General features: G+C 61.7%; 22 protein-coding genes and 3 pseudogenes. 13 read left to right on the forward strand and 12 right to left on the reverse strand.

Annotated features, from left to right (window positions below):
• The first annotated feature begins 1 nt into the window (after position 1).
• Both BMZ23_RS01050 and BMZ23_RS01055 read left to right on the forward strand, forming a co-directional pair.
• Positions 2–1,406, forward strand: a pseudogene (locus tag BMZ23_RS01050) (integrating conjugative element protein).
• Positions 1,403–3,142 (forward strand): conjugal transfer protein TraG N-terminal domain-containing protein, encoded by a 1,740-nt coding sequence (locus tag BMZ23_RS01055; protein WP_342707810.1) that lies wholly within the window; start codon positions 1,403–1,405, stop codon positions 3,140–3,142. Before BMZ23_RS01050 ends, BMZ23_RS01055 begins: the two are co-directional and overlap by 4 nt.
• A gap of 7 nt (positions 3,143–3,149) precedes the next feature.
• Here the strand turns inward: BMZ23_RS01055 and BMZ23_RS01060 are convergent, their stop codons facing one another.
• Positions 3,150–3,521: a DUF3742 family protein gene (locus tag BMZ23_RS01060; RefSeq protein WP_093471514.1), complete on the reverse strand. Its 372-nt coding sequence runs from the start codon at positions 3,519–3,521 to the stop codon at positions 3,150–3,152.
• Positions 3,522–3,743: 222 nt separating this feature from the next.
• On the opposite strand from BMZ23_RS01060, the gene BMZ23_RS01065 reads away from it, so the two are divergent.
• The 6 genes and pseudogenes from BMZ23_RS01065 to BMZ23_RS14775 all read left to right on the forward strand — a co-directional run bounded on the left by BMZ23_RS01065 (position 3,744) and on the right by BMZ23_RS14775 (position 11,021).
• On the forward strand, positions 3,744–4,502 hold the full coding sequence (locus BMZ23_RS01065; protein WP_177197196.1) for a type IV toxin-antitoxin system AbiEi family antitoxin domain-containing protein: 759 nt from the start codon (positions 3,744–3,746) through the stop codon (positions 4,500–4,502).
• On the forward strand, positions 4,495–5,424 hold the full coding sequence (locus BMZ23_RS01070; protein ID WP_093471520.1) for a nucleotidyl transferase AbiEii/AbiGii toxin family protein: 930 nt from the start codon (positions 4,495–4,497) through the stop codon (positions 5,422–5,424). Before BMZ23_RS01065 ends, BMZ23_RS01070 begins: the two co-directional genes overlap by 8 nt.
• A gap of 202 nt (positions 5,425–5,626) precedes the next feature.
• Positions 5,627–7,048, forward strand: a pseudogene (gene mobH, locus BMZ23_RS01075) (MobH family relaxase); the annotation flags it as partial.
• Positions 7,011–8,735: pseudogene (locus BMZ23_RS15390) on the forward strand (helicase-related protein); the annotation flags it as partial. The pseudogenes mobH and BMZ23_RS15390, both read left to right, overlap by 38 nt.
• An 824-nt stretch (positions 8,736–9,559) precedes the next feature.
• Positions 9,560–10,375 (forward strand): ion transporter, encoded by an 816-nt coding sequence (locus BMZ23_RS01085; RefSeq protein ID WP_075146814.1) that lies wholly within the window; start codon positions 9,560–9,562, stop codon positions 10,373–10,375.
• A 34-nt stretch (positions 10,376–10,409) separates the two neighbouring features.
• The gene (locus BMZ23_RS14775; RefSeq protein ID WP_143069539.1) at positions 10,410–11,021 is read left to right on the forward strand and encodes a hypothetical protein; all 612 of its coding nucleotides are present in this window, start codon (positions 10,410–10,412) and stop codon (positions 11,019–11,021) included.
• A gap of 153 nt (positions 11,022–11,174) precedes the next feature.
• Here BMZ23_RS14775 and BMZ23_RS01090 read toward each other — a convergent pair whose 3' ends face one another.
• Both BMZ23_RS01090 and nhaR read right to left on the reverse strand, forming a co-directional pair.
• On the reverse strand, positions 11,175–13,172 hold the full coding sequence (locus tag BMZ23_RS01090) for an alkaline phosphatase D family protein (RefSeq protein ID WP_177197183.1): 1,998 nt from the start codon (positions 13,170–13,172) through the stop codon (positions 11,175–11,177).
• Between the two features lie 132 nt (positions 13,173–13,304).
• The gene (gene nhaR / locus BMZ23_RS01095) at positions 13,305–14,222 is read right to left on the reverse strand and encodes a transcriptional activator NhaR (RefSeq protein ID WP_093471523.1); all 918 of its coding nucleotides are present in this window, start codon (positions 14,220–14,222) and stop codon (positions 13,305–13,307) included.
• Positions 14,223–14,339: 117 nt separating this feature from the next.
• On the opposite strand from nhaR, the gene BMZ23_RS01100 reads away from it, so the two are divergent.
• Entirely contained in the window at positions 14,340–14,981 is a 642-nt protein-coding gene (locus BMZ23_RS01100) for a hypothetical protein (RefSeq protein WP_075146810.1), read from the forward strand.
• A gap of 58 nt (positions 14,982–15,039) precedes the next feature.
• A complete protein-coding gene (gene ppk2, locus BMZ23_RS01105; protein ID WP_075146809.1) occupies positions 15,040–15,954 on the forward strand; it encodes a polyphosphate kinase 2 in 915 nt (304 codons plus the stop codon).
• 454 nt (positions 15,955–16,408) lie between these two features.
• Here the strand turns inward: ppk2 and BMZ23_RS01110 are convergent, their stop codons facing one another.
• From BMZ23_RS01110 to BMZ23_RS01130, 5 genes are all read right to left on the reverse strand, one after another.
• On the reverse strand, positions 16,409–17,065 hold the full coding sequence (locus BMZ23_RS01110) for a hypothetical protein (RefSeq protein ID WP_093471526.1): 657 nt from the start codon (positions 17,063–17,065) through the stop codon (positions 16,409–16,411).
• Positions 17,062–17,913 (reverse strand): hypothetical protein, encoded by an 852-nt coding sequence (locus BMZ23_RS01115; RefSeq protein ID WP_093471529.1) that lies wholly within the window; start codon positions 17,911–17,913, stop codon positions 17,062–17,064. The genes BMZ23_RS01110 and BMZ23_RS01115 overlap by 4 nt, the downstream gene beginning before the upstream one ends.
• A gap of 5 nt (positions 17,914–17,918) precedes the next feature.
• Positions 17,919–18,389, reverse strand: a complete 471-nt coding sequence (locus BMZ23_RS01120) for a hypothetical protein (protein WP_218143533.1) — start codon at positions 18,387–18,389, stop codon at positions 17,919–17,921.
• A gap of 293 nt (positions 18,390–18,682) precedes the next feature.
• Entirely contained in the window at positions 18,683–19,006 is a 324-nt protein-coding gene (locus BMZ23_RS15340) for an HU family DNA-binding protein (protein ID WP_093471532.1), read from the reverse strand.
• Between the two features lie 50 nt (positions 19,007–19,056).
• Positions 19,057–19,302: a helix-turn-helix domain-containing protein gene (locus BMZ23_RS01130; RefSeq protein WP_093471535.1), complete on the reverse strand. Its 246-nt coding sequence runs from the start codon at positions 19,300–19,302 to the stop codon at positions 19,057–19,059.
• 161 nt (positions 19,303–19,463) lie between these two features.
• Between BMZ23_RS01130 and istA the strand changes: the two genes are divergently transcribed.
• The 3 genes from istA (at position 19,464) to BMZ23_RS01150 (ending at position 22,684) form a co-directional block, all read left to right on the forward strand.
• Entirely contained in the window at positions 19,464–20,978 is a 1,515-nt protein-coding gene (istA, locus tag BMZ23_RS01135) for an IS21 family transposase (RefSeq protein ID WP_143069540.1), read from the forward strand.
• A 16-nt stretch (positions 20,979–20,994) separates the two neighbouring features.
• The gene (gene istB, locus BMZ23_RS01140; RefSeq protein ID WP_083724417.1) at positions 20,995–21,750 is read left to right on the forward strand and encodes an IS21-like element helper ATPase IstB; all 756 of its coding nucleotides are present in this window, start codon (positions 20,995–20,997) and stop codon (positions 21,748–21,750) included.
• Positions 21,751–22,057: 307 nt separating this feature from the next.
• A complete protein-coding gene (locus tag BMZ23_RS01150) occupies positions 22,058–22,684 on the forward strand; it encodes a substrate-binding domain-containing protein (protein WP_093471541.1) in 627 nt (208 codons plus the stop codon).
• Here the strand turns inward: BMZ23_RS01150 and BMZ23_RS01155 are convergent.
• The 4 genes from BMZ23_RS01155 to BMZ23_RS01170 all read right to left on the reverse strand — a co-directional run bounded on the left by BMZ23_RS01155 (position 22,608) and on the right by BMZ23_RS01170 (position 26,961).
• Entirely contained in the window at positions 22,608–24,617 is a 2,010-nt protein-coding gene (locus BMZ23_RS01155; protein WP_245748082.1) for a S8 family peptidase, read from the reverse strand. The genes BMZ23_RS01150 and BMZ23_RS01155 overlap by 77 nt on opposite strands.
• Positions 24,595–25,626 carry an AAA family ATPase gene (locus tag BMZ23_RS01160; protein ID WP_023112391.1) on the reverse strand — a complete coding sequence of 344 codons (1,032 nt, stop codon included), beginning with the start codon at positions 25,624–25,626 and terminating at the stop codon, positions 24,595–24,597. The genes BMZ23_RS01155 and BMZ23_RS01160 overlap by 23 nt, the downstream gene beginning before the upstream one ends.
• Positions 25,619–25,936 (reverse strand): helix-turn-helix domain-containing protein, encoded by a 318-nt coding sequence (locus BMZ23_RS01165; protein ID WP_023464296.1) that lies wholly within the window; start codon positions 25,934–25,936, stop codon positions 25,619–25,621. The genes BMZ23_RS01160 and BMZ23_RS01165 overlap by 8 nt, the downstream gene beginning before the upstream one ends.
• Positions 25,937–26,070: 134 nt before the next feature.
• Positions 26,071–26,961, reverse strand: coding sequence for a LysR family transcriptional regulator (locus BMZ23_RS01170; protein ID WP_093471544.1), 891 nt, complete (start codon positions 26,959–26,961; stop codon positions 26,071–26,073).
• Positions 26,962–26,995: the final 34 nt, after the last annotated feature.

Genomic DNA, 26,995 nt, shown 5'->3' on the forward strand with positions numbered 1-26,995 from the left:
GATGAACGCCTCCCTCCCTGACTTCCTGCGCCGGGCGAAGTCGCCCCTGCGGGCCACGCTGCTTGTGCCGGCCATCACGCTGGTCGTCGGCGTCGCCTGGGCGCAGACCCGCATCGACCCCAATGGCGTGAACGTCAGCGGCAGCGTGATCGGCGACGACGTGCTCTACAGCATCGGCGGCGGCCGGGCGGTGTCGATGGGGGGGGCGGCAACATGCAGAGCATCGGCGTCGGCGTCGGCTGGAACAGCAACCTGATCTGCGGCGACATGAGCATCACCACGACCCTGCAGAACCAGCTCAACGGCATCACCAACGGCTTCCAGACGATCATGAGCAACGTGATCCAGAACGCCACCAGCGCCGTGGCCTCGCTGCCGGCCCTGATCATCCAGCGCGCCGACCCGGGCCTGTACAACCTGCTCACCAACGGCATCCTCCAGGCGCGCCTGGATTTCGACCGCTCGAAGATGACCTGCCGGGCCATCGCCAATCGCATGGCGGACATGGCCGGCGGCCAGGCCGGCTGGGACCAGCTCGCCGAAGGGATGGCGCTGCGGGATGCGGTCAGCAGCACCGATGCCGTCTCCGCCATCGAGCAGGCCGAGTCCAACAAAGGGAACAACGGCGTGCCATGGGTCGGCGGCGGCAACGCGGGCGGCTCCGGCCAGAGTTCGATCAAGGTGGTCGGCGATGTGACGCGAGCGGGCTACAACCTGCTCAACGGGCGCAGCATCACCGATACCTCGTCGATCGCGCGCAGCGCCTGCGGCAACCGCCTGACCTGCCAGACCTGGTCGTCGCCTGGCGCGGCCGCGGCCTTTGCGAACCGCGTGCTGGGCGAACGCGAGCAACGCACCTGCGAAAACTGCACGAAGACCCAGACCACGCCTGGCGTCGGGCTCACGCCAGTGATCCAGGAAGAGTACGAGACCAAGCTGCAGGTGCTGCAGGAGCTGGTGACGGGCACCCGGCCGACGCCGCCGGCCAATCTCGACGCGGCCGGCAGCAGCTTGCTGCCGATCACCCGCGGCGTGATCGAGGCCCTGCGTGATGAACCCGACCAGGACGTGCTGGGCAAGCGCCTGGCGTCCGAGGCGGCGCTGTCCAGCGTGCTGGAGAAGGCTCTGCTGCTGCAACGCACGTTGCTCACCGGCAAGAAGGAGCCGAACGTCGCCGCCAACGAGTTGGCCGTGCGGGCGGTCGACCTGGAGAACAGCGCGCTGGAGCAGGAGATCAACAACCTCAATACTGAGCTGGAGCTGCGGCGCACGCTGGCCGGCAACTCGGCGATGGCGATCATCCAGCGCCACAGCACCCGCGCCGCCGGCTCGCGCGGCATCTTCGAGGGCGACACCACGCGCGACCGTCTGCGGAAGTCCAGAAGCCGCTGAGCGGTACGCCATGAGCCAGCTGGCTTGGCTGCGGCTGCCATGGCTGTTCAACCGCCGCGTCGGCGTGGCACTGCTGTGGACCTTGCTCGTGGTCGCCGCCGCGGTGGCGGTGAACATCGCGGGCATCCACGTGGTCGGCGGCGTCGCGGGCTGGCAGCACTGGCTGCAGGCGCACGCCGGCCACTTCTTCGTGTGGCGGCTGTGCCTCTACGGAGCGACGGCCTACGGCTGGTGGTGGATGCGTCGGCGCCTGCTGCGGCGGGAGCCGTCCCGCGAGACGCATCAGCGCCTGCTGCGCACGGAGACCGCGGCCGTGATCGCCGTGGTCGCGCTGCCGTTCGTGGCCATCGTGATCCAGGAATGGCTCAAGGCCCGCAGCGAAGGTGCGGACGAGGGCAACAAGGGCGTGCTGTCGTCGATGCGCATCGAGAACCGGGTGTGGGTGGCGATCGCGGTCATCATGTTCGCCGGCATCCCGTTCATCCCGGTGGATCTCGCCACGATCAGGTTCGACACCACGCGCTCCGCGCAATGCCAGGTCAACGTCCCGCTGCCCAACGACACGGGCTGGTCCAACGTCTACACGGCGCTCAACAACCAGAGCGCGCTGGTGCCGGTGTGGTGGTTTTTCATGCACGCCATCTCAAAGGCGGTCACCGGCGCCGCGGTGGCGGCGATTCCTTGCGGCACGGACCTGCGTCAGATTCGCATGGAAGTCGATGCCACGCGCATCGACGATCCGGTGCTGGCACAGGAGGTCGCCGACTTCACGCACGACTGCTACGGGCCGTCGCGCGCCAAGCTGTTCATGAACCGGCCGACGCTCTTCGACGAGCAGGTGAACGACGTGACTTGGATTGGGTCGAGCTACTTCCTCGACACGGCCGGCTTCTACGACACCTACCACTCCCGCACGCCGCGCACGGCCTGGCCCTACGACGCGACCCGCGATGCGGGGCTGGCACAGGTGGACAGCGGCGGCGGCTATCCGTCCTGCCGACAGTGGTGGGCCGATGGCGGCCAGGGACTGCGTAGCCGGCTGCTGGCACAGGTCGACCCGGACCTGCTGACCCGCATCGGGCGCTGGGCGGGCTTCCTGTCGCAGAGCGAGGTCAATGACTCGGTGATCCGCGCCGTCGTCTCACCGCGGCAGCAGAAGATGAACCAGGGGGCCGTCTACACCGACTACGGCGGCCAGATCGACAAGACGCTGCCGAACATCGTCACGCGCGGCGCGGGCGACCTGGGGCTGACCGTCGGCTCGCTGGGCTTCTTTCCCGCGATGGACGTGGTGTGCCAGGCGCTGCCGATGGTGCTGACGATGCTCAAGATGGCGCTCGTCATCTGCATCCCGCTGGTGCTGCTGATCGGCACCTACGACCTGAAGACGGTGGTGACGGTGAGCTGCGTCCAGTTCGCGCTGTTCTTCGTGGACTTCTGGTTCCAGCTCGCACGCTGGATCGACAGCACGATCCTGGACGCGCTCTACGGCTGGGGGTTTGGCGCGGACAGGCCGCACACGAACTTCGATCCGTTGATCGGTTTGAACAACGCCTTTGGCGACATGCTCCTTAACTTCGTCATGGCGATGATGTTCATCGTGCTGCCGACGTTTTGGGTCATGGCATTGGCTTGGGCAGGCGTTCGCACGGGAAATATCGTGCAGGGGTTGTCCACCGCCACCTCGGACGCCAAGGGCGCTGGGGGGCGTGGCGCTGGTATGGCAATGAGCGCCGTATCGAAGAAGTGACCGCCGTTCAGTCGTCGTCGGTCACATGCGGGTCGATGCGCCAGTCGCTCTTGTCATAAAGCCCGAATCCGTTGGGGCCTTCCCTCCACTCGGGTTGCGGTTCCTCTTGATCAGGGTCGTCGTGCTGCACGAGCCATGCAGCAGTCACCGCAAAGGCAAGCAGCAGGGCCAGCCAGAACGCGGAGTAGAGCAGCGCACCGAGCACGGCGAGCTTGACGATCCAGAGCACCGCCGTCGCCGCGCCCGCGGGCACCCCGCGCGTCACCAGCCAGCCGGCGACACGCTGCTCGCGGCGCAGGTATCCACGCCAGGCACGGCCAGCCCCCCGGCCCGGCCTGTGGCTCCATCTCCCGTTGTGCGTGTTGGTGGTCATGCTCATGTGCCTCGGCTTCAGTGGTACCTCACCTCATGGAGCGGCCGGTCGGGGCCTGCCCTCCAGCATAGACCGCGATCAGGAGGGCGGGTTGCGGCTGGCAGAGCCGGTCGGCCTGGGTCGCAGGTCGATTAGATTCTGCGATGGAAATCAAGCTTTATGCTACTTTCCCTGCACGTTCTTGCAATGGCTCTAGGGGTCGATTGGATTCTGTGTTATTTTTATAACATGGATGGAAATACTCGGCACCAGGTAATCAAGCGACTGCAGGCGGGACTCCCCCGCGGGGCGCCGTTCGACCTTGCCACCCTGAGCCAGTTCGGGGTGTCGCCCCAGCTCGCCGCCCACTATGCCGACGGCGGGTGGCTCGTGCGCCTGGCCCATGGCGTCTATGCCTTCCCGAACGATGAGTTCGGGGTCTACGGTGCGCTGAAGTTCCTGCAACAGCGCGTGCCCGGCCTGCACGTCGGCGGCAAGAGCGCCCTGGCCCTGCAGGGTGTGCGGCACAACCTGGGCAGCCGGGAGGCGCTGGTGCTGTGGGGCGACGGTCGCTTCGCGTTGCCGGCCTGGTTCACTTCGCGCTTTCCGGCCCGCTATGTCCACGCCCGCCTGTTCGACTGGCCGGACACGGCGCTGGCCGGCAAGACCCTGACCACGCCGCCTGGCCTGCCCGAGGATCTGCGGGTGGCTGCCTCCGAGCGTGCCGTTCTGGAGTTGCTGTACGAAGCCGGCGTCAAGCAGAGCCTCGAAGAGGCCCGCAACATCTTTGATGGACTGCGTTCCCCCCGCAAGGATTTGCTCGGACAACTGCTGTCCTGCTGCACCAGCGTGAAGGCCGTGCGCCTGTTCCTCACCTGGGCGCGCGAGACCAGCCTCGTGGATGTCGATGCCCTGCTGGAGCAGTACCCGGTTCGCACCGGCAGCAACACGCGCTGGATGAGCCGGCTCGATGACGGAACCCTGCTGAGCCTGAAACCTCATGGATAAGACCTACGCGGACACCGTTCGCCTGCTGCTGGCCGTCGCGCCCGACGTGTTCGCCAACGACATCTTCGCCATGAAGGGCGGCACGGCCATCAACCTCTTCGTGCGGGACATGCCGCGCCTGTCGGTGGACATCGACGTGGTGTACCTCCCATGGCAGACGCCGCGCGACGAAGCGCTGCAAGCCATCAACCAGGAGCTGGCCGCCATCGCCACTCGCGTTGCACCACTGGGCGTGCAGACACGCCTGGTTCGCGCCAAGGACCTGGGGGACACCAAGCTGATCGTCGAGAACGACGCCAACCAGGTGAAGATCGAGGTCAACGTCGTGTTCCGAGGCAGCGTGCTGCCCGTCGAGCGGCGGCCGCTGAGCGCCAAGACCAGCGATCTGTTCGGCGTCGAGTTCGAGCTGCCGGTTCTGGCACCGGACGAGTTGTACGCCAGCAAGCTGGTGGCCGCGCTGGATCGGCAGCACCCCCGCGACCTGTTCGACCTGTTCGACGTGTGGCAGCTCTACGAATCGGGCGACATCAGCGACGGCATGGTCGAGTGCTTCGTGATCTATCTGGCGGGCCACAACCGGCCGCCCCACGAAGTGCTGTTCGGCAACGACAAGGACATCGCCGGCGAGTACGAGCGGGCCTTTGTCGGCATGACCGAAGTGGACTGCTCCTTGGAGACACTGCTCGAAGCTCGCGCCAGGGTGCGGCGCGAGCTGCCACAGCGACTGAGCACCGCGCACAGGCGGTTTCTGAGCGGGCTGGTGCGCGCAGAACCGGACTGGTCGCTGGTGCAATGCCAACACGCCGCTCAACTGCCGGCACTGCGCTGGAAGCTGAGCAATCTCGAAACCTTCCGCAAGCGCCGTCCCGACGACTTCGCAGCGCAATCCGCCGCCCTCGACACCGGCTTGGGCCAGAGCTGACGAACGTCCCGCAGCGCCCCACTTGCCGGGATTGCCCCATGCCGCATTCATCGTGGCACCCGCGAAGCAGCGGCCCTATACCCAAAGGCTTCCGACAAAGGCCAAAGGGCTGGGAAGGGGCAAAGGAAGGGTGCCAAGGGGAAAGGCCCTATCCTGAAAAGGCCAAAAGGCGCCCCGAGCAGCCCGTCATCCGGGGTTCGCCATGCTCTCGCTGTTCCAGCGCAAACGGGTGCCACCCACCGCCGGCACGCCGCCCACCTCCGCCATCGAAACTCCGAAAGGGTCGATGCGGCCGGAGCCGGCCGCATCGCTGCTGGCCACGCCGCGCCGGCAGAAACTGCTGGAACACATCTGGCAGCGCACATCGCTCTCGCGCCGGCAGTTCGCCACGCTCTACCTCGCCCCACTGGAGCGCTACGCCGAGCTGGTCCAGCAGTTCCCGGCCTCCGAGAACCACCACCACGCCTATCCGGGCGGCATGCTGGACCACGGCCTGGAGATCGTCGCCTATGCGCTGAAGCTGCGGCAGTCATACCTGCTGCCTGCGGGCGTCACGCCGGAGGCACAGGCGGCCCAGGCCGAAGCCTGGACCGCAGGCACGGCCTACGCGGCCCTGCTGCACGACATCGGCAAGATTGCGGTCGATCTGCACGTCGAACATGCCGACGGCAGCGTCTGGCATCCCTGGCACGGCCCGCTGCGAAAGCCCTACCGCTTCCGTTACCGAAAGGAGCGCGAGTACCGCCTGCACAGCGCCGCCACCGGGCTGCTCTACGCGTGCCTTCTCGATCGGGACATCTTCGACTGGCTCAGCGGCTATCCCGACCTCTGGGCCGCGCTGCTGTATGTGCTGGCCGGCCAGTACGAGCACGCCGGCACGCTCGGCGAGCTGGTCGTGCAGGCCGATCAGGCATCGGTCGCCCAGGAACTCGGCGGCGATCCCAGCAAGGCGCTGGTGGCGCCCAAGCATGCGCTGCAACGCAAATTGCTCGACGGCTTGCGCTACCTGCTCAAGGAAGCGTTCAAGCTGAACCAGGCCGGCCCGGCGGACGGTTGGCTGACCCAAGATGGCTTGTGGCTGGTGAGCAAGACCGTCTCCGACAAGCTGCGCGCACATTTGCTGTCACAGGGCATCGACGGCATCCCGGCGAGCAATACGGCGGTGTTCAACGTGCTGCAGGATCACGGCATCGTGCAACCGACGCCGGATGGGAAGGCGATCTGGAAGGCTACCGTCACCAGCGACGCCGGCTGGTCGCACGCCTTCACCTTCCTGAAACTCTCGCCGGCGATGATCTGGGATGCCGCCGACCGGCCGGCGCCGTTCGCAGGCCGTGTGCAGCTCGAAGAGGAACAGGCGGTGGCCGATGGGCCGCACGTGGAAGGCATCGAAGCTGCACCCGCGAGCACGGCGCCGATCGCATCCGCAGCCACGGACACCGGCGTGGCCGCGCTGCTCGACCTGCTGGGCGACACCGCTCCACCCACGGCACCGGAGACCCCGAGTTGCCCTGTTGCCGAGGCCGAACCGGCCCCTTCGACCGTGCCCCCGCCGCAGATGAGCCTCGCGCCTGCCCAGGATCGCGCGGATGCGCATGGGCTTCCACTCGAAACCCGCCTTCGTGCGCAGACCAACCCGCTACGGTGCTGTAGGGGCTTGCCCCCATTGCGGTACGGTCATCAACAACCTGGACGGCGAGCCGATCAACCCGCTTGATCTGGAAGCAGAGGAATCCCGCCGCAAGTGCAATGTCTGCGACGGCGCACTGTGGACGCTGGTTCGTCCGCGAACCTTGTCCGGCAGCGATCAGTCCTCCGCCGTGCTGCGGGCCTTGAAGCGTATTCCGACGATCGGCGAAGTCACTGCACAGAAGCTGATGAAAACGTTCGGCGACGGCTTCCTGGCCTCGATGCTCGGCGACAACCTCCACAACTTCATCAACCTGATGGATGACCGGGGGGAGTTGGTTTTTTCCGACCGGCAGGCCCAGCGCATGGAACGCGCGATGTCGAGCATGGAGTTCGGTTTTGGCGAAGGGGGTTACCAACCCTCGGAGTACGTCAAACGCTACCTCCCGCAATGCACGTTCGATCTTCTCATTGCCGACGAAGCCCACGAGTACAAAACGGGCGGGTCGGCACAAGGCCAGGCGATGGGTGTCTTGGCAGCCAAGGCTCGCAAGACTGTGCTGCTCACAGGTACCCTGATGGGCGGCTATGCCGATGATTTGTTCCATTTGCTGTTCCGGGCCTTGCCTGGGCGCATGATCGAAGACGGCTACCGTCCGAGCGGCACTGGCAGCATGAGCGCCGCGGCAATGGCGTTCATGCGGGATCATGGTGTCCTCAAGGACATCTACTCCGAGTCCGATGGCCCGGCGCACAAGACGGCCAAGGGCAGCAAGGTCACGGTCAGAACGGTCAAGGCGCCGGGCTTCGGCCCCAAGGGCGTGCTGCGCTGCATCCTGCCGTACACGGTCTTCCTGAAACTGCGCGACATCGGCGGCGTCCTGCCGCCGTATGACGAGGAGTTCCGGGAGATCGCCATGGATGCGGAGCAGGCTGATGCCTACCGTGATCTGTCCGTGCGGCTGACCGCCGAACTCAAGGAGGCCCTGCGCAAGCGGGATACCACCTTGCTGGGGGTCGTGCTCAACGTGCTGCTCGCATGGCCCGACTGCTGCTTCAGGGCGGAAGCCGTGCGCCACCCGCGCACGCGCCAGACGCTGGCCTTCACACCGGCTCAGTTCAATGAGCTGGAAATCATGCCCAAGGAGCGGGAGATGCTCGACATCTGCCGCGCCGAGAAGGCCGAGGGTCGCAAGACACTGGTCTATTCGGTCTACACCGGCACGCGCGACACCACGTCGCGTTTGAAGGTGCTGCTGGAGCAGGAAGGCTTCAATGTGGCGGTACTGCGCGCAAGCGTGGATGCCAGCCGCCGGGAAGACTGGATCGCCGAGCAGCTCGACCGGGGCATCGATGTCCTCATCACCAACCCCGAGCTGGTCAAGACGGGGCTGGACTTGCTGGAGTTCCCGACGATTGTGTTCATGCAGTCGGGGTGGAACATCTACACCTTGCAGCAGGCCGCACGCCGTTCCTGGCGCATCGGTCAGAAGCAACCCGTGAAGGTGGTCTACCTGGGGTACGCGGCCACGTCGCAGATGACGTGCCTGTCTCTGATGGCCAAGAAGATCCTCGTGTCGCAAAGCACGTCGGGCGATGTCCCGGAATCGGGGCTCGACGTGCTCAACCAGGATGGCGACTCGATCGAGGTCGCCCTGGCGCGGCAGTTGGTTGCGGCTTGACGTTCCTCCACCAGCCGGTGTCCCGATGGGACACCGGCATTTCTACGCATATTTCACCTTTTCATGACCGCATGATTCGGCCGATTGATTGCAAGACGGGGGGAGCAGGCGTCGACCTAGTAGTTCGTGCGAACGAATGTTGACGACCCAAAGCTGAAGTAGCTTTTCTCAGCCTCTACGCCAGCAATGCAGCGTTTGCGGCCATGGGCCTTCGGGAATCCTATTTCAGCACCTCGCCATCAGTCGTCATTTGGCTTTCCCGACTGAACGTCAGGACCAGACTTCTTGTTGCCCGGTGACAAAGGCATACTCAGTGTCGCGGCCACATTGAAGCCGACCTGATTGTTGATACCAACAATATGGCCTCAGCCGTAAACCTTCGTCGGCTACTTGTGCAACCGCAGGTCGCCGTTCGTTGGCGCGCGCTACCGGTATCTCCAGAACGGACGGGTTCATTCAAGCATTAATTTTCGCTTCACTTGACTTTGTTTCAGCATCTCATAGACTTCCCAGCATCAAGGGGAGTAGCTTCATCCGTTCGGGTATCGTCATCACGGCAGACCGATCATCAGATCGCCGCCCGGTGCCCGAAGCGACGGAAATTACCGTTGCAAGCGAGACCTTGCCGCTAGGCAAGGTCCGTGCTCGCAAACAGCATCAAGGGTCTGTGCCCATCGGGATCAGACCCTTTTTGTTTGTTTGGAGCGTGAAATGACTTCATGGCTATGGATCCGAAAACTTGAGCCCGCGATCGCCAATGTCAGCGTGATCCATCCTTATCGCGGCGTCCGGCAGGCATTTCCTGCGCTCATCGGATCGAAATCATGATCATCAAACTTCAGCATTTTGTGGAATCGCGAGCATTCCAGAACTTCATCATCGCGGTGATCGTGGTCAACGCCATCACGCTGGGCCTGGAAACCTGGCCCACCGCCATGGCACATGCAGGGTCGTTGCTCCTCGCCCTCGATCAGATCGCCCTCGCAATCTTCGTCGTGGAGATCGTTTTGAAGTTGGTGGTGTATCGGGCGAGCTTTTTTCGTAGCGGATGGAACGTCTTCGACTTCACCATCGTGGCGATCACCGTCGCGCCGGTCGATGAGGGACTCGCGGTACTGCGCTCCCTGCGCATCCTGCGCGCACTTCGCCTGATTTCTGTGCTGCCGTCGATGCGCAAGGTCGTCAGCGCATTGTTGCGCGCCCTCCCGGGCATGGGTTCGGTGGTGAGCCTGTTGCTGTTACTGTTCTATATCGCATCGGTCATGGCGACGAAATTATTCGCTGCTGATTTTCCTGACTGGTTTGGTTCGATTGGCGCCTCGCTCTATACCCTGTTCCAGATCATGACCCTGGAGTCTTGGTCGATGGGCATCGTCCGCCCGGTCATGGAGGCTCATCCCTTCGCGTGGATCTTCTTCATCACCTTCATACTGCTCACGACCTTCGCCGTGCTCAACCTGTTCATCGCGATCATGGTGGATGCGATGAGTGCCACGGAACATGTAGAGCAAGAAGAAACGCGAACACTTGTGGTCGAGGAGCACCAGGCAGTGATGAGCGAGCTTCAGGCGATTCGCGCCGAACTCGCGGTCTTACGCGCCGCGCAGTTCCCGGCTCAAAATAGCAGTCACACGACGTGACACCACAACATCATTCACTTTTTGACAAATGACTATGGCGACCCAGACTTCCAAGACCTATCGCGCTGAACCCTTGATTGGCGACACACCGTGGATGACCAAGACCTGCATTCATGCGCTGGGTCGTTTATTGCAAGACAGTCGTTGCTTCCTAGAGTATGGGGCGGGCGGATCTACGCGTTTCGCTGCCGCTCATGAGGTCAAATCCTTGATCTCGGTCGAATCCGATGTCCGTTTTCTCAACGCTGTAGATGGTTGCATTCAAAGGGATTCGCCAAACCTGGACTGGCACCCCATTCACGTCGATATTGGGCGTGTCGGACCGCTTGGCTATCCCTTGCAGTTAAAAAGCATGCGCCGTTGGCTGCGCTACCCATCACGCCCCTGGGTGGCGGGACATCAACCTGATCTGGTCTTGATTGACGGGCGATTCCGGCTGGCATGCGCTTTGGCCACGGCCTACTACGCCCAACCTGGCACAACCATTTTCTTCGACGATTATCTTTACCGCCCTTGGTATTGGACTGCCGAACGATTCCTGTCGATGGTTGCAAAACCGGGTCGAGCACGTATCTTCAAAGTGCCTGACACCCACCGACCTCACCTTCGCGCCGCGCTGGTCTCTGCTTGCCGGGATCCGAGATAGGAGGCGAACGTCAATCAACGCCAACTCTATTTCATCAACTTCCGCGAGTTCACATTTGACGTGACGGTTTCGGCCAATGGGTCACGCATCCTTGAAGGGATGGCACACCATTTTTTCACCGCTGTTCCGGGTGACGCCAGTGCGCCAGACCGCTCAATCCCAACGCGACTCCGCCTCACGGCGCGAGAAGTTGACGTTCCGGCCATCATGGAGAAGTTGTCGGATGCGCCACGGCACGCCCTCCGCGTCGAGTTCGACCAGGCCGATACCGCTACCGTTGAGCAGGCGGCGACCGTGCGCGATCCCGTCGGGCTTGCGCGGGATGACGCGCATGTGACGACGGCGCGTGAGCCAGTTGAGTGGCGAACGCGGCGAGTACAGCCAGCGATTGCTGCGGTCGAGCACATCGAGCAGACGGGGCGGAAACGTGTTGCGCAGCCCACTGCTGGTGATCTGCCAGATGTCCGGACCGCGCACCCGACCGCGCAGCTCGACGTCATAGACGAAGGAGTAGTGAACATCGCCCGACAGCACCACGAAGTGCTGCGGGGTTTTCGGGTGACGGAAGATGTTGAGGATGGCGTTGCCCGCCCCCGGGTGGGCCATCCAGTTCTCGGCGTCGACCATCAGGGATTGGCCGAACCAGGAGAACACGCGCTGAATCGACTCGATCAGCTTGACGCCGAAGATCGGCGCCGGCGACACCAGCAATACCGCTGGTAATCCCTTTATGGTCTGCTGCAGATCGGTCAGCGCCTCCCAGTCCAGCAGGCCGGAAGGCTTGCGGGCGGCAGACTCCGATCGCCAACGGTGGGTGCGACAATCCATGACCACCAGCGGCGGCTGGGTAGGCCAGGTGTAGTGCCAGCGGTCGAAGCGCAACAACCGTTCGATCAGCGCGTCATGTGCTTCGGCTCCGGGCGTCTCGAGGCTGACCTGAACCTGATCCAGCAGTTGTGCATCGAAAGCGTCCGGGTGATTGCCCCAGGCCTGATTGATCAGGTAGCCGAACACGGCGTTGCCAATCACCCGCCGTGAGAACGGATGACCGTAGGCCACCTCCTCCCACTCGCGGCTCAGGTTCCAGTCGTCGGTGATGTCGTGATCATCGAAAATCATCGCTGTCGGCAAATGGGCAAAAAGCCGCCGCACCGCCGGCAACCCTGCGACAAACGCCTCAATCACGTCACGCTCCGCGTTGTAGCGCTTCAGGGAGTCGGCATCCAGATGGGCAGGCGGCGTGAGGTCGATCTGCGACCACAGGGCCGGCGACCACACCAACAGATACATTGCCAGCACCTCGCCGAGCGAGATCAGATGATTGTGGGCGCTGTCGGTGGTGAACACCGGCTTCTCCACGCCGCCGAACAACACCTCGACCAGTGCGTAGTTGCGCGCATGGCGCGGCAACAGGGTTTCGCGACGGTAAAATCCAGCCGGATGGCGGTAAAGCGCCTGCGCGCTGTCGGCGCCGCTCAGCTCACCGCCGGCCAGCGGCTCATCGGGCAGGCCGAGTCGCGCGATCACCTGATGAATCGCGTGCAGCATCGGGCCGGCTACATCGTCGGCATAGACCTGATCGCCGGTCATTATCAACACCGACGGCCAGACGGGCAGCGCATCGGGCGCTTCCGACGGCGCGGCGCCGTCTGTCGGCGACACCTTCCGCGCAAGCAGATCTTCCAGCAGACGATCAGCCTCGATGAGACCATCACCGCCGGCATGATGCGGCTTGCGGCATGATCCATGCAGCAGGCTGTGAATGCGCGAGGGCAGCACGAAGCCGGGGGACTGTTTGTCGGGGTAACACAGCTCGGTCGCCCAATCCACATGCTCAAGCCACGCGTCATCGACCGCCGTCAGGCTTTGCAGTGCCACCGTGTAGCCGATCCAGCAATCCTGCGGCAAGGGGGTATCGAAGTGCAGGTCGATCAACAGATAGTGGAGGTGCGTTCCGGCGGTCAGCAACCGGCAACCCGGTGCACCGGGAACGAGCACCCGTTCTTGTGACGCCCCTTCGTCGGGATCGAGACGAATGCGCAAACGGACCGGCTCGCGCACCGCCAGCCAGCACACCAGCCGAGTCGGCGCGCATTGTCGCAGGATCGGGCCTGCCAAGACCCACGGAATGGGTGACCCTTCATCGATCATGGTTCAACTCCACGCCAAGTTTGAGGTCACGAAACATCAGCACGTATTCCAGACAAGAAGAATCGCGCTCCAGGTGATTGATGGTAGTGCTCTGTGAATCCGTTGTTTGTCTGACTGCATGATGCCTTCTGATCAGGGAAGTTGATCTGTTGCGTGATTCGCCCCGGGAAACAACGCCACACGGGCAGATTCCATCACCGTCATGATCGCGGGGTGACTGATCCTTCGTTCGGCGGTAATGGCCCAGAATACTTCATGCAGGTCATCGACCCGGCCGATGCATCGGACCTCATAGCGCGCGCATATTTCATCAGCAAGGATGGCGGGTGCCGGAAAGAACCCGGCGCCGGCCTGCCCAAAGGCTTTCATCAGTGCGCTATCGTCGAACTCACCCATCAAACGCGGCATCAAACGCTGGTCATTTAACCAGTAATCGATATGACCACGAATCGCGGCGTGCGATCCGGGAAGGAGCAGCGGCGCGCCATTCAGGCAGCCCGGAAATTCACCCTGATCATTGCACAGCGAGTCGGTCCCGAAAAAAGCCAGCGCACTCTCGCCCAATTTGTGGCTATGACCCCGAATCGCCAAACCGGACGGCATCGGACGGTCTGCCACGACCATGTCGATTCGCTGCAAGGCCAACTCGGCCAGTAACACGTCCAGACTGCCTTCCCGGCAAACCAGTCTCACCGGATCCGGCAACTTGCCCACGGGTGCCAGCAAGCGGTAGGCAAACGACTTGGGAACGACATCCGTGATCCCCAAACGCAGCACCGGCATCGGACTTTGCAGCGACGCGGACAAGGCCTGCTTCATTTCCCCGCCGAGCTTCAGGATTTCATCGGTGTAAGACAGGGCAAGGTGCCCGGCCTCGGTCAGTTCCAGACCGCGACCGGCCGGACGAAACAGAACGGCCCCCAATTCCTTTTCGAGGTGACAAAGATGACCACTGACGGTTTGTGGCGTGAGACCGAGTTGATCCGCCGCCCGGCTGACTCCTCCGAGACGGGAAACCGTCCAGAACACATGAAGATGCTTGAGGTTCATATCAACCTATCGGAATTATCCGAAATATTATTAACCATAATTCGTCTTTATCAAAACCCGGGCACGCTTTAAGGTGGGCGCCTGTTTCAACCCTTTGTTCAAGATGGAGTCACAGCAATGAACGCATTCGCACACCCGCTATTTCGTAACCTTTTGAGCGGCCTGTCTTCCATCAGTCGCAAAACCTGGATTCTCATCGCCGCCTTCCTGCTCTTGTTGATGGGACTCCTCGCCTGGGCAGCGATCAGCATCGCTGGCTGGCTTTTTGGGATGGCGCAGCAAGGCGTGGATGCCGCACCCGAGACGGTCCGGTCGATTTCGTCCCAGGTCGAGCAATTCATGCCAGGAGCCCAGGAGACCGTGCGGTCGGCGACGGCGCAAGTCGAGCAGATCATTCCGGGTGCCCAGGAAACGCTGGGGGCATTGCTACCGGCGCTTTCCGCGAACACTCTGCCAACCAGCGACGTATCGGGAACCGACCCGGGACCCGTCGCTCGTTTTCCGGGTCTGGTCCGGGTCCAGTGGTTGCGTACCGACCAGCATGTTCAGGTACGTTATCAAGGTCAGGCTGCGCTGCCTGAAGTCATCGGCCATTATGCGGGAGGCTTCGCCGCACAGGGCTATCAGCAGAACCTCCTGTCAGCCACAACCACGGAGGAACGTCATGAATACCTCAAGGATGGAGCACGCTTCGGTTTGATCGTTTCCATTCAGAATCGGAATCAGATCACGGTCGATCTGGTTGCCCCCGCTTCTTAAAGTTTCGTAGTAGGGAACGCGGGCGCAGGCTCGTGAGGACAATGATTAGAGGATCGACATGTCGGAAACCCACAAGGGTGCGTTGGAATGGTTGAAAGCCGAACTCGACGATGAGTCTGACGAAGACTTCGAACTCGAACTCTCGGAATCTGTCCTGTCACTCGAACTGCGCAAGGTCTACAAGAAGCAGCATGCCGACACTCTGGACCGTCGCACATACTTCACTGAGCTGATCAAGCTGCAGGCAGAACTCATCAAGCTGCAGGACTGGGTTGAACACCACGGCGAAAAAGTGGTGGTGATCTTCGAAGGCCGGGACGCGGCAGGCAAGGGAAGCGTCATCAAGCGCATCACCCAACGTCTGAACCCACGCGTCTGCCGCGTGGCGGCACTAGCCAAGCCAACCGAGCGGGAAATGACCCAGTGGTATTTCCAGCGCTACGTACCTCACTTGCCCGCTGCTGGAGAGATCGTCCTCTTCGACCGTTCTTGGTACAACCGTGCTGGCGTCGAGCGCGTAATGGGCTTCGCTTCACCGGACGAGGTGCAACAGTTTTTCGAAGACGTTCCCGAATTCGAGCGCATGCTCGTGCGTTCAGGCATTCGTCTAGTCAAATACTGGTTCTCCCTTGCCGACGAGGAACAACAGCTGCGCTTCCTGATGCGCATTCATGATCCGCTGAAACAATGGAAACTCAGTCCGATGGACCTGCAATCCCGTGTTCGCTGGGAGGACTATACGAAGGCGAAGGAGGACATGCTCGCACGGACGAACATCCCCGAGGCACCGTGGTACATCGTCGAGGCCAACGACAAGAAGCGCGCCCGCCTTAACTGCATTTCACACCTGCTTGAGCACATCCCCTACGAGGACGTTCCACAAACCCCTGTCGTTCTGCCCGATCGGGTTTTCAACCCGGACTACGAACGAAGCGTGATGCCGCCGGAGTTGTACGTTCCGAAGCGATACTGAGCCAGCCTTGACAAAGGCGCGGCGGTCGCACTGGCTGACAGACGGCTTTTCCAGCGAATGCTTGCAGTGCCTATGGCAACCGACGATGCCGCAGCGATCCGCCAGCGGTCTATGCGTTCCTTCAATAGCCAGCTGAATCACACCGCTTCCAGTAAGATTGAAGCCAGTTGAGTGGCGGCTGTCTGGCTCATTACCGCCATATTCCGGTCTGACGCACAAAGTCCGGATTGGGTCGAGAAAACTCAGCCGGCCCCGAAGCCTGAGCGACAGCAATCAGTCTGCTCCTGACGTTGAACCGGGAAAGCCCAACGGCAGCAGGTGGCCGACTGCTGTCACTTGGGCAAGAGATTGTTCTCTACCTGAAAGCTGACGCTTGGCCTGCGCGCAACTGTCGGTGGCCCACGCTAATCTTCAGTGGCTTTCGCTGATCGACCTCCTCTAATGACTATCGCTGTCATCCACCCGTCCCGCTCAGTGCTCGAAGTGCGGCCTGCTGCGCGGCTGACGCCACCTGGTGTGCCGTTCTCAGATGCAGTGGCCGCTCATGCTCAGCGAAGGCACGGATCATCTGATCAATGGTTCTGGCGAATTCTTCGGGGGATGCCATCTCAGCCAAGCATCGAAAGTAGGCGGGGAATACCACTTGCCAGTTGACGCCAAGCTGCCATGAGCCGGCTTCCTCGGCGAAGTAGACCACATCATCGGGTGCTTCATCGATACGACGTAGCAGCCGGAAGAGGAACTCGAAGGCTTCGCGTACTGAGGCGCCCGGTTGACGCCCGACTGCTTGGACACACTTGCGTAGTAAGCGGTCGAGTTCGGCAACAAACGCGTCCGTGCCCCTTGAGTGTTCCTTGTAGTTCTTGGCATTGGCCTCAAACTGCTCGAAGTACCGGCCGTCGCAGCTCTCGCTGTAGAACTTCTGGATTTCTTCGATTAAAGGAACTGGCATTGTCCCTGGTGCCACCAGAACATCGACATGCATGAAGTCACTCAAAAGTGGCTTTAGATTGGCCTTGGACACGAGTTCGCCGGCGCGCTCAGCAATGATGAGCAGGTCGCATCGGCGCAGCCCGCGCAGTTCCTTCCGAAGTTTTGTCAGATCAGTCATTGAGGCATCTCGCTCTGCCGATGTCGGGGCGGCGCGCAGCGCGTCAGGATGCGTTTCCAGCCATTGCGCGCGACCACGGCCTCGCCGAGGATATCGAGGTACTCAGCGACATCCACCCGGTCGTCTGCCGGCATTGGCCCCTGCGCATATTCCGCAAGCAGCATCTGTCGTGCTCGTGGCCCCTTGCCCAACGGGTGAATGCGGCTGTAAGTCTCGCAGGCGTAAGCGAAGGTCTCGCGCTTGGCGTAGTCGATCTCCAGCAGCCACTCACGCTGCCGGGTCTCGCGTAACCCAATGGTGCGGCGCTTGCAGTTGTGAAAAATATGGGCCACCTCGTGCACCAGAAAGTCGTCGAAGCGCCCCGATGCGTCGAAGTATGCTGCCGAGAGGTAGCAGGTCGTCTCCTCGCTCAGACCCACAAGGTAGGGGGCATCGTCGGAAAGGATTTCGGCCTTGACGCCGGCGAGAAAGAGGTTTGCCAGAGTCCAAGCCGTGTGGAGCCATTGACTCTGTTCGAGCACCTGATCAATCATCACCGGCGTGAGAAAGACCAACGAACGCTCGAGCATTTCGAGGACGCACGCCTGTTCGTAGCGGGGAAAGAGTCCCTGAACCATGGGGAGTACCTTCCGGCGGGTGAGCGCGGCAACATCCAATTCGTCCAGGGCCGCTGGAGCGGAGGCGCACGTGGCTCGCTCGTGGACCGCCGATTTCAGCGCCTTACGCAGGGCCGCATCCCCGTGCTGGGCGCGGCCGAGGTAGCTGTCCCCTGACCATGCCCGGAAGTGCGTGTCGTACTCACCGCTTTGCACGTAACGCTTGATCGCTTGTTCAGGTGATTCCTGCATGGGACTCACCGGACGGAAGGCACAGACCGCGAAGGGCTCACGACCAATCGTGTGTAATCCCCTTGCTCCAGCGCAGCATCGCGGATTCGAGACGCCAACGTCTGCGATGGGGTCCAGTGCCCCCCTTGGGCGACGAAGCGTGTTTTGGCGTCGACGACGGTTGATGTGCCGTCAAGCTTGGCGGACAGCGGCGCCAATGCTTGTTCGGCACGCGCCCATTGCTGGCGCTCGAACGTGCTTGGGTCAAAACACCCATCTGCAGTGAAGGTAAAAATGCCATAGGCACAGCGAACGACGCGAATCGGCTGACGATCCACAAGTTCAACCAGCAGGTCTGCCATGCGTACGCGCTGACTTGCGAAGCGGGTAATAGGGTGACTGCCCGGGTCTTGCCGCATCCGCTCGTACGTTGAGTGGGGCAGTTGGTACAGGCGATCGTCCTGATCCAGCAAAAACCTGCGGCTCGAGATTCCCATCAGGCGTCCGCCCTTCGTGTATCCGGCAGATGACCCAGCGGTCGACGGCGGTCAGCCTCATGCGGGACACCAGCCGGGGTGAGACAGCCAAGGATTTCTGTCATCTTCCGATGCCTCTCAATCAAGTCGTGTCGCACGATGCCGCTGACCAAGGAAGGCAGAAGTCATCCAATGTCCATCTCCGGATGTGGGCGCCATCGAATCAGACACCGAGCAACCGATAAGGCGTCTGATTGTTCTCCCGCGGTCGCCGATAATGCTCCGCGACGCAAATGCCGTTTCGCCAAAGCAACTTACAGGAGCTCCTTTCCTAGCGGCGCCATGTCGTCCCAGCCGGATATCCGCGGCGACGGGGCGTCTGATTTGCACTGGGCCAGCAACTTGTCGAGGGTGTATTTGCGCTGCTGCTTGGTATCCGGCGCAACGGTGGCATCAACTCGATCGCGCAATTCTTTCCCTGCCTTGAAATGCGGGACATGCTTGGCCGGGATCTCGACCTTTTGGCCGGTCTTGGGATTGCGTCCCTGACGCGGCGGACGGTAGTTCAGTGCCCCCTGTTGCGTTCCGAAAGCAACAGCACTCCGACCTATCTGGATGAATTTGTCGCTCGTCTTCATGCACTTACTGAGACTGAGGACGACACAAGTGCCCCTGGAACTTCTTCGCTCTAGTTTTCCGTCTTTGAACGAAGATTCGATTCGGTCACAGCCATCAAGTCAGCAGCCGAAACATCCAGCGCCGCCGCGATCTTAAGTATCAATGCAAGCGTCGGCATGTGCTCTCCACGCTCGATCTTCCCCATGTGAGAACGCTCGATATTAGCCAAGGCTGCCATCTCTTCCTGGGCAATACCTCGCTCTGCTCGCAATGCTTGCGTATTCCACGCTGACTCGGACACCCATTCCACGCGCATCCGGACAGTGATTCCAGGCTGATCCGGACACTTATTCCACGAGTATCCGGACACCGATTCCACGGCCATTCGGACACTTTTCAGGCAAGCAGCGACGCAGGATAACTCACTATCATCGGCCTCTTTTTCGAAGCGAAGGGGTCATTGTGGAGCGTTTATCTATGCGTAAGATTCGAGAGGTGCTGCGCCTCAAGTTCGACTGCGGTCTGTCCGTCCGCAAAATCGCCCGCAGCCTTGGCGTTGGCCGCAGCACCGTCGGCGACTATCTCAGCCGCTTTGCCGCCAGCGGCCTCACTTGGCCCTGTGCGTTGTCCGATGTTGAGCTGGAACAGCAGCTGTTCCAGCCGACCCCGGTGGTACCCAGCGAGCAGCGGCCACTGCCCGATTGGTCTTGGGTACATGCCGAACTGCGCCGCCCTGGCGTGACCCTGGCACTGCTCTGGCAGGAATACCGGCTGGTGCACCCGCAGGGCTATCAGTACAGCTGGTTCTGTGACCACTACCGGGCCTGGCAGGGCAAGCTGGATGTGGTGATGCGCCAGGAGCACCGCGTCGGCGAGAAGCTGTTCGTCGACTACGCCGGGCAGACGGTACCGGTGATCGACCCCCACAGCGGCGAGATCCGTCAGGCGCAGGTGTTTGTCGCAGTGCTCGGCGCTTCCAGCTACACCTTCGCCGAGGCCACCTGGTCGCAGCAGTTGCCGGACTGGCTGGGCTCCCATGCCTGCTGCTTCGCCTTCCTTGGCGGAGTGCCGGAGATCGTGGTGCCGGACAACCTGCGCAGTGCGGTGAGCAAGGCCCATCGTTACGAGCCGGACATCAACCCCAGCTACCGCGACCTGGCCGAGCACTATGGCGTGGCGGTAGTGCCGGCGCGGGCGCGTAAGCCTCGCGACAAGGCCAAGGCCGAGGTTGGCGTGCAGGTGGTCGAGCGCTGGATCCTCGCCGCCCTGCGCCATCGCCAGTTCTTCTCCCTGGACGAGCTCAACACCGCCATCGCTGTGTTGCTGGAGCGGCTCAATCATCGGCCCTTCAAGAAACTGCCGGGCTCCCGCCAGTCGGCCTTCAACAGCCTGGATCGTCCGGCCCTGCGCCCGCTGCCGGAGCAGCCCTACGTCTACGCCGAGTGGAAGAAAGCGCGAGTGCACATCGACTACCACGTCGAGGTCGACGGGCATTACTACTCGGTGCCCTACCAGCTGGTGAAAAAGCAGCTGGAGGTTCGCCTGACGGCCCGCACCGTAGAGTGCTTCCACGCCAACCAACGGGTGGCCAGCCACGTACGCTCCCAGCACAAGGGCCGTCACAGCACGCAGGTCGAGCACATGCCCAAGAGCCATCGCGAGCATGCCGAGTGGACGCCGCAACGGCTGATCCGCTGGGCTGAACAGACCGGCCCGAACACCGCCGGGGTCATAGGCCACATCCTCGAACGGCGCGTCCATCCACAGCATGGCTACCGCGCCTGCCTGGGCATCCTGCGCCTTAGCAAGGCCCATGGCGAAGTGCGTTTGGAGCTGGCCTGCCGACGCGCCCTGAGCCTTGGCGCGTGCAGCTACAAGAGCCTCGAATCCATCCTGCGTCAGGGTCTGGAGAGCCTACCCTTGGCGCAACAGAACCTGCCCCTACTGCCGGACGACCACGCCAACCTGCGCGGTCCCGGCTACTACCACTGAACAAAGGAATCCCACCATGCTGCCCCATCCAACCCTGGACAAGCTCCAGACCCTGCGCCTCAATGGCATGCTTAAGGCCCTCGCCGAGCAACTGAAAACCCCTGACATCGACAGCCTGAGCTTCGAGGAGCGTCTTGGCCTGCTGGTCGACCGTGAACTCACCGAACGCGACGACAAGCGCCTGAGCAGCCGCCTGCGCCAGGCCAGGCTACGCCACAACGCCTGCCTCGAAGACATTGACTACCGCAGCCAGCGAGGGCTGGACAAGGCGCTGATCCTGCAACTGGGCAGCGGTCAGTGGTTGCGCGACGGACTCAACCTGATCATCAGCGGTGCCACCGGCGTGGGCAAGACCTGGCTGGCCTGCGCTCTGGCTAATCAGGCCTGCCGGCAAGGCTATAGCGTGCGCTACCTGCGCCTGCCACGTCTGCTGGAGGAACTGGGACTGGCCCATGGCGACGGGCGCTTCACCAAGCTGATGAATGCCTACGCCAAGACCGACCTGCTGATCCTCGATGACTGGGGGCTGGCCCCGTTCAGCGCTGAACAGCGCCGCGACATGCTGGAGCTACTGGACGATCGCTACGGCCAGCGCTCGACCTTGGTGACCAGCCAGATGCCAGTGGATAACTGGCACGAACTGATTGGCGACCCGACTCTAGCCGACGCCATCCTCGATCGCCTGGTGCACAACGCTTACCGGATCAACCTCAAGGGCGAATCGATGCGCCGCCGGCCAAAGCAGTTGACGGCACCGAGCACCTCGGACTAAGAATGCCACCCCTGCGTCGCTGCGCTCCGACTGCCTGTCCGGATGAGCGTGGAACGACTGTCCGGATAAGCCTGGACTGGGTGTCCGAATGGCGTGGAATCCGCACAATGCTCGAACGGCCTGACCAAAAGCGATCGCAGGCTCTGCTTGGAAGGTGGTTGATCCGGCGGGGCGACCTCGCTTGACTGTGTGCTTTTGCATCAACAAAAGCGTCGTTCGGCAGCCCAATCTAAACCACGTTAAATTTAACTCTTGTTATGATGAGTCGTTAGTTTCTCGACCAACCCCACCTGTTGAGAGGGCGTGCATGTCCGCTTCCAGGCCTGACACATTCATCAAGCTCGCTGTCACTGAGGGAGTGCCTTCTGCCAGCCTGGCCAAGCTGTTGGCATCCCAACGTGCAGAGGAGCCTCAAACGCCTGTCGAACCACTCTTGGTATCGGCGGGTGAGTCGCTTTCAGGACTTCAAGATGGTCGCTACGATCTCGGGATCTCCCTGCAGGAGGATGTGCCGTTACCGCTACACGGTGTGCCGCTGTGGCGAGCCAACCTGGCTGTGGCACTCCCTCCTCAATCTCCACTGGCGAGTCACAAGCTCATCGCGCTGGATGAACTGATGGATGTTTCTTTGCTGCGCTGGCAGGGCGAACCGTGCGCAGCTTTGGACGAGCGAATTTCTATGGCCAGAAGGAGGTTCTCCATCCAGGTCGTCACCTCATTCGAGATGATGGTCATGATGGTTGTGGCAGGACTCGGTGTGGGGATTTCCGCTCATTCGCGCATCACCCAGGCGCAGGCGTGGGGAATCTGCCTGCGCCCATTGGCGGATGGGCCCTATGAGGTCGTGGCCCACTTGCTCAGGCCCACCGGACATCTCCATCCTGCGACAGAGCGATTCGTACAGAGGGCGCTTCGGGTGGCCGCAAACACCTGAGTCTGGCGACACCCCCATTCCCCCCGTTACCGGTTCGCCATGCTTTCTTGGGCATTTGCCACGATGGCATTTTGAACCAGCCGCTGCACGCTTTGCTTGACCTGAGTCTGATAGTCCTCGGGCGCTGGTACATCCCCCGCATGGCCTCGCTCCATTGCGCCGAATGTACCAGCAACGCACGCACGGTTTCAGGTCGGAGGTGCGGATAGGCCGCCATGATCTGCGCCGCCATTCCCGCGCACAATGCCGATGCGGCACTGGTGGCATTGCTGGTAGTGAACAAGCGATCCAACGGCTGGTTATGGGTCGTCAACAAGTTCAGGCTGGCCATGCCTACCGCCCCCAGCTCATCCTTGGCTGCATTGCCTCCTTCCAGCACCACTTCGGGTTTCAAGGGCCATGCGCGATCCCACGTCCTGGTTGTTGTCGTGAAAGGGCTGAGGCCGCCGGCTTCGGCAACGGGCTTCAAGGAAGGATGACCTTCCGTGTCGATCTTGTCGGTAAAAGCGCCCACCGTGATCGCGTTCCATGCCTGGCCAGGGTCATGCACGAGATTGGTGGAAAGGCTATCTGGATATCCCGCCCATGCATTGGGGTCGCGCGTGTTGCCGGCGGACAGCACGAACAGACGCGGGCTTTCACCGACCCCATCGGTATCCGCAGCAAGGCTATCGACGGCAGCAGACCACGAGGAAGGACGACCACGATCACGGTAGTCCGAGGCTGTCACCGCCGAAGCGAACACGCGCGACCGATTCGGAGCGGAGATTTCAGGCCGCGCAACGCCTTCCATGAAAAGGTAAGCATGGTGGCGCGCATCGCCTTCATTCGCACCTTCCGCCGGTATCAGCTTGACTGACTCCAGCCGATGAGGGACGTTGATCGAATCCGCAGACGCCAGGGCGTCTGTGAGATCGCCATAGGCAGCCAAGCCCGCCAAGCCAGTGCCATGATTGGCCTCATCATCCACGCCCCAGGCCGGCTCCACGGTATGCAAATCGCTCGCATCCATCAACGGCTCCAAGAGCGGATGCGCGCGCGTCACGCCGGAATCCAATAAGCAGACTCGCGGAGCGGTGTCGCCTGATGGCCTCAACTGGGCGCGATGCAGCAAGTCGTCCGCCCACTCCCGTTGTTCACTGATGCCCATGCCGTCGAAGAACTCGGCCGTCTCCTTGGCGTAGCGAAGTTCAGCGACACAGTTCAGCGTCATCACCGACCGCGAGAACTGCTGCTGCGACCCATACATCAACAACACCGTGCGTTCGGGAAAATTGACCTGCTTGTCACTGACGACACATTCCGCCAATCGAGCAAGCTTCTTGAAGTCCTCTACAACGACTTGCCGCTGCCCCGCCCCTCGAACCGGAAGCCATACCTCCCACCAGAAGGCGGTCGCAAGATCGTCAGGCAGCAGTTCGGGAGCGTCAGTCCACAGAGCCCTGATTTCTGCAGTTCGGATGGATTCGATGGCATCCAACAGCTTCCGGTGATCGCGCGCTTGACCGCGACTGTCCTTCTTCTCCTCCAGATAGTCGGATATGTATTTCTCGAAGTGCGCCAGCTTTCCATCAGGAACGAAGACATTGGCGAAGGTCTGGTTGCCTTCGCGACGAACACTGAGAAGTTCAATGTTCCTGGTTTCGTTCGCCAAGCTCTCGAATGCCAACTCGACATCAGGTTGGCTGGAAAACTGGATTTGCAAGCCCAACCCGCTTTCCAGTTGCAGGTCTCGCTGACCTTGCACCGCCTCTGCTGCAGCGGGCTTCAAGTTTTCAACCTGGTCGCGAAGGGATGCACCGTGCTGCTGCCGGGGCAACGTCGGCACGCTGCGTGTCGATCCACCGCCAGCAGAGTGCGCTTTGAACTCGACGGCTTGAGATGTGTCTCGAAGAATGAAATGTGGGCGCTTAGCTTGTAGTTGATCCGGCATTGCTCGGTGCGACCTTCTTGTTGTTCATTCTGAGGTTCAATTTGCGGCGCTCATCGAAAGCACGTGTCAGCACATCTGCTTTTACGCGCTCCTCGTCGTGCATCACGGCTTCCTTGATGGATTCATCTACGGCACGTCTGATCTCCGCGTAGCTCAAGCCTTCTGCCTTGGCTGTGATGGCCTTGAGCGGAAAGGGCTTGGGCGCGAACTTCCCAAGCCGCGACTGGATCAGCTTGGTGGCCTGCGGCGCGCTCGGGAGCCGATACTCGATCACGTCATCAAATCGGCGAAAAAGCGCGTAGTCAAGGATCTCAACATGGTTCGTTGCTGCAACGATCAAGCTATGAGATTGGTCGCTCTCGATCATTTGCAGAAAACTGTTCAGTACCCGCCGAATCTCACCCACGTCATTGGCCAGCCCTCTTTGTGAGCCGATGGCGTCGAATTCGTCAAAGAAGTAGACGCCTCGCACATCATTGATGGCATCGAATATTTGACGCAGCTTGGCGGCGGTCTCCCCCATGAACTTGGTGATCAGTGCATCCAGTCGAACGGAGAACAGCGGAATGCCAAGTTCACCGGCCAACACAGAGGCGGTCATCGTCTTGCCGGTGCCCGGAGGCCCGACCAGCAGCAGTTTGCGTCTCGGCGACAGGCCATGCTCGCGGATGCGCAAATGATGCCTCTGCTCTTTCATGATGCGACCAAGTTGTTCGGCCATCTCCGCATCAAGCACCATGTCCGACAGACGATTCTTCGGATAGGAAACCGTCAGCAAGTTTGCCAGCTCACCGCGAGGACGGGCCAACGGCACCAGTTTGCCCTCGGGGCCACCCGGCGAGACACGGGCTTTTGCCGCGTCGATCATGTCGCGGAGTTCTTCGGCAAGCTTGCCGTGACCTACCTTCGCTTCACGGGCCGCGACCTGCATGGCAACAGAATAGAAATGCTGGTCATCCCGCTCGATATGGGATTTCACCAACGCCTTGAGTTGTTCGGCATTAGCCATAGTGGCCTCCCACCTGCGCTGTCATGTTGGCCGATGCTCCCAGTGATGCCAGCGCAGACTGCATTAACTGATCGGCGACGTGCTCGTCTATCGCACCCAGTTCGCTTTGGTCGGCAGCCAGAACGAACAGCAGGCCGACAGGCACATGCAATGCCTCGGCAATTCTTGTAACCGTCGAAAGTGTCGGGTCGCGCTTATTGTTCTCAAGCATCGACAAGTACGACACGGAGCAATTGGCTCGGTTCGCAATGGTGCTTTGAGAGACGCCCCGTTGCGTTCGGCACAGTCGAATGGCTTGTCCAACATTCATGGCGCTTGCTTTCTCACGGGTTGCGACGAGCGTAAGTACCCTGGAATTTTACCACCAGTGAACATTATTGACGAGACTTCTCCTCCGGATACCGCACTGGCAGGCTTCAGGCAGCCAGTCCTGGCCGCTGCGGATCAATCGTCCGAGTGCGCGCGCAGGCGCGCGATGAATCGCTCCACCGACACCGGCGAGTCCTCGCCGGCGGGCCGTAGCAAGTAGGTCGTGATGACTGCGGAATCCATGGCCAGAGGGCGGATCACCACGTCGGGGCGCAGGTTCGCCGCGATCCTGGTTTCGGTGATGAAGCCTACCCCGTAGCCGGCACCGACCAGGGTGAGCATCATGTCCAATGACGACACGTGCTCGGCGACGTCGGGTGGACGCTCCAAAGGCCGCAGCAGCCGCGCCAGTTCACGATGGTAGCCTTCGCATGCCTGCGGGTCACATAAGACCAGTGGGTAGATCGCAAGCTGATGCAGCGGAACAGCCTTGTGTGAAAGTAAAGGATGCCGGGCGGGCACGGCTACCACCAGCGGATCGTGCCAGAGTGGCTCGGTAACGATGTCGTCGCCGACTTCCGCCGTGTGCGCAAACCCGATCGAGAAGTCACCTGAGCGCAAACCACGCAACTGATCGGCCAACGGCACTTCGGACAGGCGAATCTCGATCTCCGGCTCTTCCTCGCGGCAGCGGGCCAGGAGGGCCGACAGCCTGGGATCGATTGCGCCGTCGGACACGGCGATGCGAAGGCTTCCGCTCAAGCCCGCAGCGACCGCCCGGACGTTCTCCTGAGCCTGTTTGAGGACGGCGAACACCCTGCGCACATCTTGCAGGAACGTTGCACCCGCTTCGGTCAGTACCGTGCCTCGGCGGTTGCGCTCGAAGAGCACCACGCCCAGGTCATCCTCAAGCTCTTTGATGGCGCGGGACAAGGGTGGCTGTTCGATATGCAGGCGCTCTGCGGCCCGTGTGAAGTGCAGCTCTTCTGCGAGAGCCACAAAGCAGCGAAGGTGTCGCAGTTCCATGGGCCGTGCTCCTGTTCCGTATCAGCGATCTATT

Origin of the sequence: Halopseudomonas yangmingensis, from assembly GCF_900114825.1 — a bacterium.
Classification (GTDB): Bacteria; Pseudomonadota; Gammaproteobacteria; order Pseudomonadales; family Pseudomonadaceae; genus Halopseudomonas; species Halopseudomonas yangmingensis.